The organism is Rhodococcus sp. GA1, from assembly GCF_024321955.1.
Taxonomy (GTDB): domain Bacteria; phylum Actinomycetota; class Actinomycetes; order Mycobacteriales; family Mycobacteriaceae; genus Rhodococcus; species Rhodococcus pyridinivorans.
In genome coordinates this window covers 3,043,721-3,059,185 of record NZ_CP097186.1, presented here as the reverse complement: position 1 = coordinate 3,059,185, position 15,465 = coordinate 3,043,721, and the positions used below count along the sequence as shown (strand labels likewise).

The following is a 15,465-nucleotide window of genomic DNA, read 5'->3' as shown; positions in this document are numbered from 1 at the left end:
GGGTCGGGTGAACCCTCCCGCTCCGGGGGTGCTGCTAGATCGGACGGAAACCTGCGCCCGGCCCGCCCCGACCGTTGATGTCGGCCATGATCACGTCGATGTTCGTTCCGACCTCGGGGCCGGCGCATGGCGCGAGCAGGTAGGCGTTGACCATCGCGACGAGCGTCGTGCCCACCACGAGCGGTGCGCCCGAGTCGCCTTCGATGACGCACACCTGCGTCCAGGTCTCCTGCGAGCCGAACACGTCGCCCCAGACGATGCCGCAGGTGTTGCCCGTGGTGCGGCCTTCCTTGCAAGCGATGTTCGGGAAGCCCGCGGGGGCACCGAGGCCGGTGATCGTCACGTTGCCGACGCGGTTGACCGGAACGACCTTGCTCCGGTCGAACTCGATCACGGCGTAGTCGAGCCGTTCGTTGGTCGACACGATGCGGCCCACCGAGCCGGCAGCGAGGTCGTATTCGGCTTTCACCGTCATGCCGGGAGAGCCGCAGTGCGCGGCAGTGAGACCCACGAGGCGTCCGGCGGCGTCGTTGCCGATCGTGGTGAGCGTGCAGTCGAAGATGTCCTGCCCGTTGTCTCCGAGAGTGATGCCCGAACCGCCACCGAGGGTGACCGGAGGAGCCGCGACGGCCACCCCGGAACCCGCGCCGACCAGCGCGACCGCGCTCGCGATTGCAACAACCAGTTTTCTGAACATGGAGGCCCTCCTGCGCTGCGCCGTCCGGCAGCCGTCGGGCTGAGCGTACTAGAGGTTTCCGCCGGATTTCCGGGTTGCGCCCAAGCTTTCCAGAGCTTGACGGGCCTCCTCGAGCTCGCGGCTGAGCTGCGCGACCCGCTCCTCGGCCGCGCGACGCGCCTCCTCGATCACCGACTGGACGGCCTCGGTGGCCGTGGGATCGCCGAGTTCCTTCACCGCACGTTCGACGGCGTCGGGTGCGACCGTTGCGGGCTTACCGACCTTGCGGGTGCCGTGCGCGACCCCCACCGTCCACTCGTTCTCCGGGTCGATCGTGACGGTGATCGTGATCGACGGCGCCTTCTTCGCTTTGCGGGCCGGGGCCTTCGGCTTCGCCGGTGCCGGCGGCCGGGAGGCGGGAGTGTCGGACGAAGCGGGGGTCGCCTGGGTCACGGGCTTCTTCTCCTGGGCGCGGGGAACCGCAGCGACTGCTGGGCTCTCGGATTTCTGGGGGGCAGGCTTCTGTGCAGCAGGCCTGGATGCGGTAGCCCGTGGGGTCGCGGGTTGCACAGGTGGCACCCTCGCGGGAGCTGCCTTCGCCGGAGCGGGCTTCGCACCACCGGACGTGCGCGCGGTCTTCGTCGGTGCGCGCTTCGTTCCGGCCGGCTCGCGGGTGGCGCGCAGTTCGTCGGTCTCGAACGGCAACTCGTCGTCGACGCCCTTCGGCCGCACCATCACGGTGCTGCCGCTGATCGATACCACCCGCGCCGACGTCCCCGGGTCGATGCCGAGACTCGGAATGCCCTCGACGAGGTAGACGGTCGCGCGGCGCCCCTCGGCGAGAGCGGCACCGAGCTCTCCGAGTTGTTCCTCCGTCAGGTGGTCCGCGCGTCTGCGGGGCGACATGCGACGTCCTTTCTCGGTTCGCCGAAGGGTCGGCAGGGCTTCGATGTCGGTCACTGTCGCACATCCGTACGACACGCCTGTACACCTGTTCGATACGACCTGCCGCGCGCATGGGCCCGGGGCACGGTAAGGATGGAGGAGTGACCCCGTCCGATCCGGCACCTGCCTCAGGAACCGACGTGCTGTCCGTGATCCAGTCACAGCTGGAGAACGCGCTGCTCGGTGGTCCTCTTCGTTACACCCTGAACGAGGTGGCCGAGTTGTGCGGGCTCGCACCTGCGCGGGTGCGCCGGCTGTGGCAGGCACTCGGTCTGACCGTCGATCCCGATCCCGACGTCGTGATGTTCACCGACGGCGACGTCGAGGCCCTGCGTGCGACGGCGGCCATCATCGCGAGCGGCGCGATCGACGAAAGCCTCGAGGTGCCCGCGGCCCGGTCGATCGGACAGTCGATGTCGCGGCTGACCGAGTGGCAACTGAATCTGCTCAACACCCACGTCTTCACCCAGTTGGCCTCCGCCTACGCGAAAACGGAGACTCCCCCGCAGGAAGAGGAGATCCGCGCGCTGATCGACCACATCGTCGATCGCACGACCGAGCTCACGGTGAGCCTCCAGAGCCACATGTGGCGTCGGCACCTGGTGGCCACGACCGCCCGGGCCGCCGCGCGCCCGCAGGATTCCGGGGAGCTCCACGAGTTGGTCGTCGGTTTCGCCGACATGGTCGGCTACACACGGTTGACCCGGCAGATCGATGCGGCCGCGCTGAGCGAGCTGCTCGACTACTTCGAATCGGAGGTCTCCGACGTCATCGCCCGGCACAACGGCTGGGTGATCAAAACCGTCGGCGACGAGGTGATGTTCGCGGCCGAACGTCCGGTCGACGCCGCACGGATCGCCCTCGAACTGCAGGATTCGTTCAGGTCCCAGAAGGACTATCCGGACCTGCGGATCGGACTGGCGTGGGGCCAGGCGTTGCCGCGCTTCGGCGACCTGTTCGGTTCGGTCGTCAACATCGCGGCCCGTCTCACCGGCGCGGCGCGGCCGGGCACGATCCTCGTCGACGAGAACCTCGCCGACGCCCTCTCCGACTGCGAGGAGTTCCGCTTCCAGACGGTGCGCACGCTGCGGCTGCGGGACTTCCAGCATTCGCGGCTGTACGTCCTGCGTCGTCCGCGCGAGGAGAAGAAGGCGGCGGTGGGCGTGGAGGGTCTGCACGACGAGGACATGGGTCTGTGACCGGCAGGCTGACAACAGTCGACGAGAAGCCCGATACTCCCTCATACCCACTGATACTTCTTCCGACCTCCTTCGCCCTCGAGGAGACCACGAAGTACCGCCCCCATGCGGCGGTCGACGACGCGACCCGCGAGATCGGTGCGGCGATCGGTGTTGCGATCACGGGCAGCGTCCTGGCCGCAGCCTACGGGCACGGCATCGATCCGGTGGCGCCGATGATCCCCGAGCCGGCCCGGGCCGCCGTGCAGGATTCGCTCGCCGCCGCGATACAGGTCGCCGAGCATGCGGGTCCGCAGGGCGAGCAACTCGCCGAACTCGCACAGAACGCCTTCCTCGACGGCTTGCAACAGGCATCGTGGGCAGTCGCCGCGATCTTGCTGGTCGGAGCGTTGATCTCCGCCTTCTGGCCACCCCGGCGCTCGTAACCCTCTTCTCTCTTTTCTTTCTCGATGCCCGCGACGCAGGTCGCGGGCATTGTGCTGTGCGCGTGATCACGCTAACCTGGATAACAGTTACTAGTCGTCACACTAAAAAGGTGGAGGCATGACCGCATCGCTCACCCGCGAGACCAGCAAGGGCTTCATCCCCGGCGTCGCACTGTCCGATCGCGAAGAAACCGCCGGACGACTGCTCGCCTCGTCCGCACGTAAGTCGTACGACCCGGTCGTCGAGGTGGACTGGGAAGCCCCCGTCCCCGACGACAAGTTCGGAATGACCCCCGAATGGAGCACGCTCTACGGCACCGCACTGTGGGACGAGCTCACCGACGAACAGCGCATCGAGCTGACCAAGCATGAGGCCGCGAGCGTTTCGAGCGTCGGCCTGTGGTTCGAGATCCTGCTCATGCAGATGCTCCTGCGCGACGTCTACGACCGCGACAAGCATTCGCGTCACGTCCAGTTCGCCCTCACCGAGGTCGCCGACGAGTGCCGCCACTCGGTGATGTTCGCGCGCGCCGGCGAACGGCTGAACATGCCGGGCTACGGTCCGGCCCGCTACATCCACCAGCTCGGTCGCCTGTGGGGCCATTTCTTCAAGGGCGCCAACGCCTATGCATCGGTCATGGCTGCCGAGGAGATCCTCGACATGATGCAGCGCGACTTCATGCGCGACGAGCGGGTGCAGCCCGTCACCCGCGCGGTGTCGAAGATCCACGTCCTCGAGGAAGCGCGCCACATCCGCTTCGCCCGCGAAGAGGTCGCACGCCGACTCGCCGGTGCGAGCCGCACGCGACTCGCGTTCGAGCGGTTCAACACCGCGCTCGTGGTGTTCTTCGTCGTCAAGAGCATGATCCACCCCGACGTTTACGCCAATGCGGGCCTCGATCGCGAGCGCGCTCTGCAAGAGGCGAAGGGCAACAAGCACTATCACGATCGCGTGCGCAAGTCCGGCGCGAAGCTGATGACCTTCCTCGACAACGTCGGCCTCATCGGCGGACCGTCGAAGATCCTCTACAAGAAGGTCCACCTGCTCTGATACGGCCTACGGCCATACAACGAACTGTGCGCAGTTCTCGTCGATCTCTTCGAGGGATTTCCGACGAGAACTGCGCACAGTCCTTCGTGGCGAAAACCGAAAGGCGTCAGCCCACCTTCTCGGTGGCCCGCAGGCTGTCATCGCGCTCCTGCTCCGGGAACAGCGTGCGCGTGATCTTTCGAGCGGTATCGGCGACGATCGGCGCCACCCACTCCAGGCGAGTCGAACGCGCGTCCGCTGCCAGCGACAGGGCGGCGACCGGGCCGTCGACGCCGCGGAGCGCGACGCCCACGCATCCGATGCCCCGCGCAGCTTCCTCACGTTCGAACGCGACGCCACGACGCTTGCGAATGCGGTTGAGCTCCTGGTGCAGTGCGACGTGATCGCGGATGGTGCGCTCGGTGCACGGCACGAGAGTCTTGCCGTACAGCGCGTCGATGCGTTCGGGCTCGAGCCACGCGAGGATGGACTTGCCGGCCGCGGTGGCGTAGGCGGGGAACCGACCGCCCACCCGTGACGGCACGCTCGACGCGAACTGTCCACCAACCTTGTCGAGGTAGAGCACCTCGTTGCCCTCGAGGACCGTCAAGTGGACGACGGCGCCGGTCTGCATCGCCAGGTCGTGGAGATGCGGCGCAGCGGCCTCCCGGATGCGGCGGTGGCCCGTGTCGCTGCCACCGAGACCGAGGGCACGCGGGCCGAGGCAGTAGCCGAAGGATGCGTGCTCGATCCAGTCGCGACGCACGAGGTGATCGAGGATGCGGTGCACCGTCGAACGGGGCAACCCGGAGCGACAGGTGACCTCTTCGAGAGTGAGTGCGCCGCGGCTGTCGAAGGCCTCCAGGATGAGGGTCATCCGATCGACCATCGATGGTGGAAGTTCTCGTTTCGACGAGGTTCCGACGGGCTCGAGCGCGGAGTCGACGGCGGTCAACTGCACCTCCATAAGTCCTGGCCACGACCCTGCGCGCCTCATGAAACTGGAATCTGTTCCAGAACGTTAGCAGTAACAGAGGTCACACCGGAAGGGGTACACACAGACTGTAGGTACTCCGGAGTCAGTTTCCTGGCGAGAGCGAATTCCTATGAGTCTGGTCGGAATCGTGCGGACAGGATATTGTCGGGACCGTGAGCAAGACGTACGAGCGCGCGAGCCGGTCGCCGCACCGTCGTGCCCAACTCTCGTGTATCCGCGGGTGCCTGGCCCGCTGACCGCCGCACCCGTTCCTGCCCCCTCCACACCGCCGTACGGTGATGTCGTGTAGCGGGCCCGAAGGTCAGCATGTCGACGATCAGAACACATCCCGAATCCGGAGCAGAGCCATGAGCGACACCACCCCTGAAGCAACCGATCCCAGCGCGAACTGGAGCTTCGAGACCAAGCAGATCCACGTGGGACAGCCCGCCGGCGGCGACACGAAGGCCCGGGCCCTGCCCATCTACCAGACCACCAGCTACACCTTCGACAACACCGATCACGCCGCGGCGCTGTTCGGTCTCGCCGAACCGGGCAACATCTACACCCGCATCATGAACCCGACGCAGGACGCGGTCGAGCAGCGCATCGCTGCCCTCGAAGGTGGCGTCGCCGCCCTCCTCCTCGCGTCCGGACAGGCCGCCGAGACCTTCGCGATCCTCAACCTGGCGCAGGCCGGCGATCACATCGTGTCGAGCCCGTATCTCTACGGCGGCACGTACAACCTGTTCCACTACACGCTGCCCAAGCTCGGCATCGAGGTCACCTTCGTCCAGGATCCCGACAACCTCGACCAGTGGCGCGAGGCCGTCCGCGACAACACCCGCGCGTTCTTCGGCGAGACGATCGCCAACCCGAAGAACCACATCCTCGACCTGCCCGGCATCTCGGGTGTCGCCCACGAGAACGGGCTACCGCTGATCGTCGACAACACGGTCGCGACCCCCTACCTGCTCCGCCCGCTCGAGCACGGTGCCGACATCGTCGTGCACTCGGCCACCAAGTACCTCGGCGGCCACGGCACGGCCATCGCCGGTGTCATCGTCGACGGCGGCACGTTCGACTGGACGCAGGGCCGCCACGTCGGTTTCACGACCCCCGACCCGAGCTACCACGGTGTCGTCTTCGCCGACCTCGGCGCTCCGGCCTACGCACTCAAGGCGCGCGTGCAACTGCTGCGCGACATGGGCGCGGCGGTCTCCCCGTTCAACGCCTTCCTCATCTCGCAGGGCATCGAGACGCTGAGTCTGCGCATCGAGCGGCACGTGGAGAACGCACAGAAGGTCGCCGAGTTCCTCGAGGGACGCCCGGAGGTCACCTCCGTCGCCTACGCCGGCCTGAAGTCCTCGCCGTGGTACGACCGCGCCCAGCAGCTCACCCCGCGCGGCGCCGGTGCGATCGTGGTGTTCGAGCTCTCCGGCGGCATCGACGCCGGCAAGCGCTTCGTCAACGCGCTGACCCTGCACAGCCACGTCGCGAACATCGGCGACGTCCGTTCGCTGGTCATCCACCCCGCGTCGACCACCCACTCGCAGCTCACCGGCGAGGAGCAGATCGCCGCGGGTGTCACCCCGGGTCTCGTGCGACTCGCCGTGGGCATCGAGAACATCGACGACATCCTTGCCGACATCACCACCGGTCTCGAGGCTGCCGGCAGCTGATTCCGGCACATCGACAACGGCGACGGCCCATCCCTCGGGGTGGGCCGTCGCCGCGTTCGGCGTATGTGCGCTCAGTCGTTGCGTGCGAGCGCCTGCGCGATCCGCTCGGCCTGCGTGCTGCTCTCGAGCAACTGCCTGACCAGCCACAGACGCAGGACACGAGTGACCGCGGCGGCGAGATGGACCGCCACACCGATCAGAGTGACAGCCACGAAGCCGAGAGCGAGCAACTGGTAGGACAGCAGGTCACGGGTATCGGAGAGGGTCAGCGACGCAATGTAGACGACGAAGATCGCGATGGCGCCGATCACCATCAGGGCCAGGCCGACGATGCGGGCCTTTCCTCCCGAATCCGGGCGGGGAGCGTCGAGACCCAGCGCTGCAACGTCCTTCTTGAACTGTTCACGTCGCTCGTCGGCGAGTGCGGTCATGGTCATCCTCCTAGATAGGTGGTGGAAAGTTCTTCTTCGATCTCCGCCGGATCGCCCGTGCGCACCACCCGGCCCTGCAACATCAGCGCGGCACTGGTGGCGATCGGGAGCACCGCTCGCGCGAACTGTTCGGCTACGAGAATCGACACCCCCTCGGCGGCGAGTTCGCCGACGATGTCGTAGATCCGGGAGACGATGCGCGGTGCCAGACCCATCGACAGTTCGTCGAGCAACAGCACCGTGGGATGGGTACCGAGCGCCCGCGACAGCGCAAGCATCTGCTGTTCGCCGCCGGACATCGAACCGGCCAGCTGTGATCGGCGCTCACCGAGAACCGGGAATCGCGTGTACGCCACCTCTTCGAGGTCTGCGAGAGGAACACCGGTGCCGGTTCCGATCCACAGGTTCTCGCGGACGGTGAGGTTGGGGAAGATGCCGCGTCCCTCGGGAATCGAGCACACCCCCAGACGTGCGAATTCCGCTGCGGACACACCGTTGACGACACGGCCGGCCAGCCGGAACTCACCCGACGAGACCGGATGGATACCCGAGCACACGCGCAGGGTCGTCGTCTTACCTCCGCCGTTGGGCCCGAGCAGGGCGACCACCGCGCCCGGTTCGAGTATGAGATCCACGCTGTGCAGCACCTCGATCGCACCGTATCCGGCCCGGACACCCGACAGTTCGAGCAACGGTTCGACGCTCATACCGCTTCCTCCTCGGTGCCGATGTAGGCGTTGATCACTGCCGGATCGTTCTTGATCTCGTCCGGGACGCCACTGGCCAGCACCGCGCCGTAGTCGAGCACGTGAATCCGGGAGCAGATCTTCATCACGAGCGGAATGTCGTGCTCGACGAGGCAGATCGCGAGACCCGAATCGGCCAGATCGCGGAGCAGGGCGGCGAACGCCTCCGTTTCCTGTTCCGTCTGCCCGGAGGCGGGTTCGTCGAGCAGCAGCACCCGCGGCGAGGTCATCAACGCGCGGGCGACCTCCACGACGCGGGCGCGGCCGGTGGGTACGTCCGAGACGTCGGTGCTCGCGATATCGGCCAGGCCGGTCAGCTCGAGGAGCCGGTCGACTTCCTCGTCCAGATCGATCTTGTTGCGTCCGTTGGCATTGTGGATGTCCCCGGCCACTCGGAGGTTGTCGCGCACGGACAGCGACACGAACAACTCGAGACGCTGGAACGTGCGGGCCATACCCATGCGGGCCCGCTTGTAGGGCGGTAGCGACGTGATGTCACGACCATCGAGGAAGACCTTGCCTACCGTCGGCCGTTGCAGGCCGGTGATCGTGTTGAACAGGGTCGTCTTCCCGGCCCCGTTGGGTCCGATCAGGCCCGTCACCGTTCCCGGTTCGATTCCGAGGCTCACGTCCTTGACCGCGACGTGTCCGCCGAATCGGACTGTGATTCCGCGTGTTTCCAGAATGGGTGTCTCAGCCATGAGGAATCAGTTCCTTCTCCGACCCGGTGGCACGTGCGGCCAGAAGTTCGTCGATGCCGAGTTCACGGTCGATCTCGTCCCGTGCCTGCTCGTTGTAGGGCTCGTCGATTCCGATCCGTTCGGGAACCAGCGGCGCGCGACGTTGCGCTTCCTCTGCGCCGAGCACAGCTTCGGGCATCAGCCACTGTCCCACGACCGGAAGCATGAACACCGTCGCGATGGTGATCGACGCGAACCACCAGTTGTCGAGCACGCCGACGAGCGCGAGCAGGTAGGACACGAGCACCACCGCGGCACCCCCGACCAGCACGGGCTCCGCGTTCTTCAGGTGACGGTAGCCCTCCACCATCTGGTGGACGCTGCCGCTCGGGTTGGCCGCGACGCCGATACCGATGAGCGCGGGGCTCACTGCGGCGACGTGACCGAGGAAGGTCCACATTCCGGCCAGTTCCGGCTGTCCCGCAGCGAGATCGGAGAACGAAACCATGATGACGGCGAAGCCGATACCCGACATCAGACCACCGAACAGCGCACCGGAGACGTAACCGATACCGGCCACGACGGTGAGCATCAGCAGCGACAAGCTCACCATGATCGAGAAGCTTTCGTTCGACACCGAGCCCATCGCACTCGACATGAACAGCCCGCCCAGTCCGGCGATGCCCGCCGACAGGGTGAAGACTCCGAGCTTCAGACGCACCAGGCTCTGGCCGAGCATCGCCGCCGCGGCGGGGCTGTCCTTCATCGCTGCGAGCCGGCGGCCGTAGCCGCTGTTGCGCAGGGCGATGAGGCCCACGCCGAGAACGGCGAAGATCACCGTCACCGTCATGAGGAAGGCCGTCTCGTTCCGCAGGTCGAGTGGGCCGACCTTCAACGGCGGGATCGCGATGTTGCCGTCGGTGAACAGCGAGAACCTGATGCCGAACAGCTCGTGCTGGGTGGTGTCGCGCAGCACCATGTTCGACAGGAACACACCGAACGCCATCGTGGCCAGGGCGAGATAGAGGCCGCGCAACCGCAGGGCCGGAAGCGCAATGAGCCCGCCGATCACGGCCGTGACGGCGACGCCGAGCGCCACGCCCCACAGGTTCAGGTGGGCAGCCAGTCCGCTCCCGGAGATACCGAAGTGGAACGCCACGATCGTCGCGATGGCACCGAAAGATACCGGCGCGAGGTTCATCTCGCCCGCGTATCCGGTCAGCAGGGTCAGCGACAACGCGATGATCGCGAAGGCCATGCCGATCGTGAGGGTCGTGACCGCCGACGTCACCATGAGCAGACGGATGGCATAGACGATGACGACGAGCGCGACCGCCCAGGCGATCGCCTTGCGCACCGACGGCACGTGGTAGCGCTCCCGGGTACGGGTGACGGCACCGCGCAACCGATCCTGCGGCAGTACGACGAGAACCACGAACAGCGCGATCATCGGCAGGGACACCCGCAGATTCGACGTCCACGTCCACGCGGTCGGGAAGTAGGCGAGCACGTATGTGGCTGCCAGGCCGAGGAACAGCGCACCGGCGAAGGTGCGCGGAATGCTGCGCAGCCGGCCGAACATCGCCGCCGCGAACGCGTCGATGACGAGCAGGGTCAGCATGTTCGCTTCGAGGGTGCCACCGTTGATCGGTGTCACGAGGACACCTGCCAGCACCGCGAGGGTCGAACCCATCATCCAGGACAGCGCGGCGAGCCGGTCGGGGTCGTGCCCGTTCAGGCGCAGCAGATCGGGATCATCGACCACCCCTCGCATCGCCACTCCGACGCGGGTGCGCACGAACATGATCCGCAGTCCCACGGCGATGAGCACCGCGGCGGCGAGACAGATCAATTCGTGGTAGCGAACGGTGACGCCGAAGAGGTCGATCCTTGCCTGGTCGCCGAAGAACATCGTCATGGTGCGTGCGGTCTCCGGATGCCAGAACCAGTGCGACACCGAGACCATGCCGAGCAGGATCGACACGGTGACGACGATTTTGGTGACCTCGGCGGTGTCACGCATGCCGCGCATGATCACGACGTAGAGCAACAGGCCCGTCATCGGGCCGAGGACGCCGAGGACGAGAAGCAACGCGACGGGTGTGGGCAGCCCCCAGCCGTAGCGCAGTTGCCAGTAGGCGAACGCACCGAGCATCGCCTGTGCGCCGTGCGCGAAGTTGAAGATGCCGGACGTGTTGTAGGTGAGAACGAGGCCCGATGCAGCGATCGCGTAAACCGATCCGAGCACCAACCCCACGATCGTGAAGGTCAGAAAGGTGTCCATACGAGTACCTCTGGTCGGGGTGCCGGCGAGTGCGTGTCAGGCCTCGCCGGCACCGGGCGCTCGGATCAGACGGTCGGTCTGATGATGTTCGGGTTCAGGTATTTCGTCGCGACGCGGTCGGGTCCGAGTTCGGTGCCCCACATGCTCGGATCGGTTGCGACGCGGTAGCGGTCGTCGCACTTGAAGGTGCCGGCCTCCGTGGGGAACGCCTGGGTGTATTCGGCGCCGGTGAGCCTCACGACGAGCCCGCAGGTTGCCGGCATGTTGTTCCCGGGATCGGTGACGGCGTGCAGCCCGCCGCCGTCCCACTCGTCGATTCGGGACAGTTCGTCGATGACGCACTGACGGGACAGGTCCGATCCGCAGGCGTCCGCAGCGGTAGCCCACAACAGGAACGAAGAGGTGGCCTGCATGCCGAGCAGCGCGGTCTTGCCGTCCTGCTCGGTGACCAGCTCGACGTACTTCTTCACGGCCGGTACGGCATCAGCGTTCTCGATCATCTGGAAGGTCATGCCGGCGTGGAGGTTGTCGAGAAGACCGCTCTCCCCGTTCCACGCCTGGGCGGCGTTGCCGTACCAGGTGGCCTCACCGAGCAGGATCGGGTCGATGCCGGCCTGGTCGAGTGCCTTCACGAAGTTGAACTCGGCCGGCACCGGAGAACGGGACGTCCACAGGCCCTTGACGCCGCACTGCTTGAACTTCTCGGCGAAGGGCGCGTAACTCGACTCGCCCTCGTAGTTGAGCGTGACACCGCAGTTCTTCAGCGTGAAGCCGGCGGCCTCGGCGATGGACCGGATCTTGGTGCTCGCCGAGATGATCGTGGGCATCGTGCTGTCGATGACGTCGAACTCGCCGACCAGGTCCGGGTACATCTCGGCGATCTGGAACCACTGCGAGCCGTTCGCGTAGTCGACCGGGAACGGGACGCCCTGGTAGGTCATCGGGCCGTTGGCCGCGTCGGGGGACACGGTGAAGGCGGGGACAGCGGCGAGATTGCACGCGACCCGAGTCTGCTCGGACGTCTGGTCCATGGCGAAGCCGTGACCGACCATCATGAACTCGCTCGCACACGCGTTCTGCATCACGGCGTTGGCCTGCGTCATCGCAGCGTCGTAGTGGGTACCGACGATCGTGCGACCGTTGATGCCACCCTGGGCATTGCACCAGTCGATCATCGCGGAGACGGCGTCACCGATCTCCTTGTTGAGTCCGGGACTTTTCGAGTAGCCCCGGTCGTCGCCGTATCCGATGCGGATCTCGGTATCCGACACTCCCTGGTCGGTGCTTCCTGCCGCATCCCCCGGCCCGCACGGAGACACGAGGGTTCCGAACGATTCCTCGGCCGTGGGGGCCGCCGCTGCGACGTCTGCCGCCGGAGCGAGGGCGCCCGCCGACGGGTCGGCGCCGCGGTCCGACGCACAAGCGGACGTCGCTACTACGACGGCGAACAGACCCGCCATCGATTTCGAGGCAGCGCTGAGTTTCACGACGATGGACTCCTTGGTCTCGGTCTGGGCTGAAGCGCAATTCCGGGGCGCCGGACGGTAGGCCGGGTGTCGCGAAGGTAGCCACCCCACAGAGTGAGACCTGGGCCACTCTCACTGACCGGGACAAATCTGTGACAGTGAACACAGCGCCTAGTGTTCGATGCACTACGTCACCCGAAACAGTTCTCCGATCCCCCTGTGTACGCCCTGCTGCGCGACGAAACCGTGCGGGACCGAGAAAGGCGAATCCTTGACAGCACAAGCAGATCTGCAGCAGATGTTGCAGATGGTCGTTTCCCAGCTCACCGGCCCCGGTGGCCGATTCGAAATCGTCGAAGAGGACGTGCGCGGCAACCGGATGCAGGTCATGCGCAACCGCGACCGCCGCATCGGCGACCTCGTCGCCGCGTCCCGGCAATGGGGCGACCGCGACTACCTCGTGACGGCCGATCGCCGCCTCTCGTTCAGCGCGCACGCCGACGCCGTCGCCGCCCTGGCGACCGTCCTGCGCGACGAGCACGGCGTGAAGAAGGGCGACCGCGTCGCGCTTCTCGCGGCCAACTCTCCCGAATGGATCATCACCTTCTGGGCCGCTCAGTGCCTGGGTGCAATTGCAGTGGGCCTGAACTCCTGGTGGACGCCGCCCGAGATCGCGTACGGCGTGAACCTGGTGCGGCCCAAAGTGATCGTCGCCGACGCCAAGCGCGCCGCGTTGCTGGCGAGAGCGGGGGTCTCCGGGTTCGATCTGCTCACCACCGAGCAGGACGTGCCCCGGATCGTGGCCGCGGCGTCCGGCGCCGAACTGCCGTCGGCGGACGTGGAGGAGGACGATCCCGCGGTCATCCTGTTCACGAGCGGTACCAGTGGGCGTCCCAAGGGGGCACTGCACTCCCACCGCAACGTGCTCGCCGTCGTCGACTATCACCGATACTCCGACGCGCTGGTTGCCGCGATGCAGCAGCGCCCCTATGACGACTCGGTGCCCAACGACAACCGGTATCTCCTGACCTCACCGTTGTTCCACATCGCGAGCCTGCACAACCTTGCGGTGCCGCGACTCGCAACGGGAAGCGCCGCTGTCATGACGGAAGGCGGGTTCGACGTCGACAAGGTCTTCACGCTCATCGAGCGCGAGAGGGTGACCAACTGGGGTGCGGTGCCGACGATGGCTTCGCGCATGCTCGAGCACGAGAACACCGACAAGTACGACCTCGGCTCGCTCACTGCGTTCGCGCTGGCTTCTGCTCCGTCCTCCCCCGAGTTCAAGCAACGCCTGCAGGCGAAGTTCCCCTTCGCGCGACAGGCTCTGGTGGACAGCTATGGGCTGACCGAGTGCAGCACCGCGATCGCCATGGCGACGGCCCCGGAAATCGAGGCCTTCCCCGGAACCCTCGGCTCCCCCATCATCACGGTGAGCATGGAGATCCGCGATCCGTTCGGCGAACGGGTGCCCGACGGCACCGAGGGTGAGATCTGCGTCCGCAGTCCCTACGTAATGCTCGGCTACTGGGAGGATCCGGCCGCAACGGACGCGGCCATCACCCCGGAGGGATGGTTGCGTACCGGCGACTACGGCACGATCGAGAACGGACGTCTGCGGCTCACGGGCCGACGGTCCGATCTCATCCTGCGCGGCGGCGAGAACGTCTATCCCACGGAGATCGAACAGTGCCTCGACGAGCACCCCGGCGTCGTCGAGAGCGCCGTGATCGGCGTGGACCACGAGGATCTGGGACAGGAGATCGCCGCCGTCGTCGTGCTGCGACCCGGCAGCACGATCACCGAGGACGAGTTGCGAGCCTTCTGCGCCGAGCGACTGGCCTACTACAAGGTCCCTACTGTCTGGCGGATCACGCAGGATCTGCTCCCCCGCAACGCGACCGGCAAGATCGTCCGACGCTCGATCACCGTCTGACCGGCGAACCCGTCGATCACTCGCCGAGCCCGAACAGCGACGTGGCGTTGTCGCGGCACACCGCGCGGATCCACTCGCTGTCGGGCGCGACGCGCTCGAGCACCTCGAGCTGGTGCAGATAGTCGTACGGAATGTTCGGAAAATCCGTGCCGAGCAGGATCTTCCGACGCAGCGCGTCGAGACGCGGCAGCTGATCCCTCGGGAAGGGTGTGTCCTCCTCGACGAAATCGGTGAACGCCATCGTCGTGTCGAGATACACCCGCTCGTACTGTTCCGCGAGGTCGAGGAACTCGCGGTACTCGGGCAGACCCATGTGCGCGACGATCACCGTCAGCTGCGGGTACCGGCGCATGAGTTCCTGCATCGGAGCCGGACCGGTGTACGTGCCGGGCGCCGGGCCCGACCCGCAGTGCACGACGATGGGCACGCCCGAGTCCTCGAGCAGGCCCCACACGTCGTCGAGGAGCGGATCGAGCGGCGAGTAATCGCCGACCTGGATGTGGGATTTGAACACGCGCGCGCCCGCCTCGATCGCCGACGCGACGTACTCCTTCGCCTCGGCCTCCGGGTAGAAGGTGGCGGTGTGGAGACAGTCGGGGGTCCGGGCCGCGAAGTCGGCCGCCCACGAGTTGAGCCACGCCGCCATCTCCGGCTTGTGCGGGTACAGCATGGCGGTGAACCGGCGTACCCCGAAGTCACGGAGACGCGCGACGCGTTCCTCCTCGTCGTGCCGGTAGGTGATCGGCCAGGGCCGTCCGACGAGCGGGCCTGCGGAGTCGAAGTACGCCCAGACCTTGTCCATGACCTGGCGGGGCATGAAGTGCGTGTGGACGTCGATCAGGTGATCGAGACCGTGGGTGCTCCGAAAGCGTGCGACCGACTCGACTTCGTTCATGCCGCGACCCTATCCGGCGACCCTCAGCAGGGGTGACGTGAGTAGTTGATATTCGCTCCGGGAGATCGTTGTCACATACCCCCAGCAGGACAAA

Annotated in this window: 14 protein-coding genes; 5 read left to right on the top strand and 9 right to left on the bottom strand. The window is 66.5% G+C overall.

The features are described 5' to 3' along the window. Positions 1-34: 34 nt before the first annotated feature. Positions 35-697 (bottom strand): hypothetical protein, encoded by a 663-nt coding sequence (locus tag M3330_RS14520; RefSeq protein ID WP_006550994.1) that lies wholly within the window; start codon positions 695-697, stop codon positions 35-37. A gap of 48 nt (positions 698-745) precedes the next feature. After that, positions 746-1,582, bottom strand: a complete 837-nt coding sequence (locus M3330_RS14515; RefSeq protein WP_255025169.1) for a DUF6319 family protein — start codon at positions 1,580-1,582, stop codon at positions 746-748. A 140-nt stretch (positions 1,583-1,722) separates the two neighbouring features. On the opposite strand from M3330_RS14515, the gene M3330_RS14510 reads away from it, so the two are divergent. The 3 genes from M3330_RS14510 to M3330_RS14500 all read left to right on the top strand — a co-directional run bounded on the left by M3330_RS14510 (position 1,723) and on the right by M3330_RS14500 (position 4,296). Beyond that, positions 1,723-2,820 (top strand): adenylate/guanylate cyclase domain-containing protein, encoded by a 1,098-nt coding sequence (locus M3330_RS14510; protein ID WP_082937593.1) that lies wholly within the window; start codon positions 1,723-1,725, stop codon positions 2,818-2,820. After that, positions 2,817-3,245 (top strand): hypothetical protein, encoded by a 429-nt coding sequence (locus tag M3330_RS14505; protein WP_039586521.1) that lies wholly within the window; start codon positions 2,817-2,819, stop codon positions 3,243-3,245. Before M3330_RS14510 ends, M3330_RS14505 begins: the two co-directional genes overlap by 4 nt. A 118-nt stretch (positions 3,246-3,363) precedes the next feature. Further along, positions 3,364-4,296, top strand: a complete 933-nt coding sequence (locus M3330_RS14500; RefSeq protein WP_006550998.1) for a diiron oxygenase — start codon at positions 3,364-3,366, stop codon at positions 4,294-4,296. Positions 4,297-4,402: 106 nt separating this feature from the next. Here M3330_RS14500 and M3330_RS14495 read toward each other — a convergent pair whose 3' ends face one another. Further along, entirely contained in the window at positions 4,403-5,242 is an 840-nt protein-coding gene (locus tag M3330_RS14495) for an IclR family transcriptional regulator (protein ID WP_006550999.1), read from the bottom strand. A 377-nt stretch (positions 5,243-5,619) separates the two neighbouring features. Between M3330_RS14495 and M3330_RS14490 the strand changes: the two genes are divergently transcribed. Then, the gene (locus tag M3330_RS14490) at positions 5,620-6,933 is read left to right on the top strand and encodes a bifunctional o-acetylhomoserine/o-acetylserine sulfhydrylase (RefSeq protein WP_006551000.1); all 1,314 of its coding nucleotides are present in this window, start codon (positions 5,620-5,622) and stop codon (positions 6,931-6,933) included. A 71-nt stretch (positions 6,934-7,004) separates the two neighbouring features. Here the strand turns inward: M3330_RS14490 and M3330_RS14485 are convergent, their stop codons facing one another. The 5 genes from M3330_RS14485 to M3330_RS14465 form a co-directional block, all read right to left on the bottom strand. Further along, positions 7,005-7,370, bottom strand: coding sequence for a hypothetical protein (locus M3330_RS14485; RefSeq protein ID WP_019290778.1), 366 nt, complete (start codon positions 7,368-7,370; stop codon positions 7,005-7,007). Continuing rightward, positions 7,367-8,071, bottom strand: coding sequence for an ABC transporter ATP-binding protein (locus tag M3330_RS14480; RefSeq protein ID WP_006551002.1), 705 nt, complete (start codon positions 8,069-8,071; stop codon positions 7,367-7,369). The genes M3330_RS14485 and M3330_RS14480 overlap by 4 nt, the downstream gene beginning before the upstream one ends. Then, a complete protein-coding gene (locus M3330_RS14475; protein ID WP_006551003.1) occupies positions 8,068-8,811 on the bottom strand; it encodes an ABC transporter ATP-binding protein in 744 nt (247 codons plus the stop codon). The genes M3330_RS14480 and M3330_RS14475 overlap by 4 nt, the downstream gene beginning before the upstream one ends. Then, positions 8,804-11,074: an ABC transporter permease gene (locus M3330_RS14470; protein WP_247848046.1), complete on the bottom strand. Its 2,271-nt coding sequence runs from the start codon at positions 11,072-11,074 to the stop codon at positions 8,804-8,806. Before M3330_RS14470 ends, M3330_RS14475 begins: the two co-directional genes overlap by 8 nt. Positions 11,075-11,139: 65 nt before the next feature. Then, positions 11,140-12,534: an ABC transporter substrate-binding protein gene (locus M3330_RS14465; RefSeq protein ID WP_255028915.1), complete on the bottom strand. Its 1,395-nt coding sequence runs from the start codon at positions 12,532-12,534 to the stop codon at positions 11,140-11,142. Positions 12,535-12,838: 304 nt separating this feature from the next. On the opposite strand from M3330_RS14465, the gene M3330_RS14460 reads away from it, so the two are divergent. After that, positions 12,839-14,476 carry a class I adenylate-forming enzyme family protein gene (locus tag M3330_RS14460; RefSeq protein WP_200360261.1) on the top strand — a complete coding sequence of 546 codons (1,638 nt, stop codon included), beginning with the start codon at positions 12,839-12,841 and terminating at the stop codon, positions 14,474-14,476. 16 nt (positions 14,477-14,492) lie between these two features. Here the strand turns inward: M3330_RS14460 and M3330_RS14455 are convergent, their stop codons facing one another. Next, positions 14,493-15,371, bottom strand: coding sequence for an amidohydrolase family protein (locus M3330_RS14455; protein WP_006551007.1), 879 nt, complete (start codon positions 15,369-15,371; stop codon positions 14,493-14,495). Between the last annotated feature and the right edge of the window lie 94 nt (positions 15,372-15,465).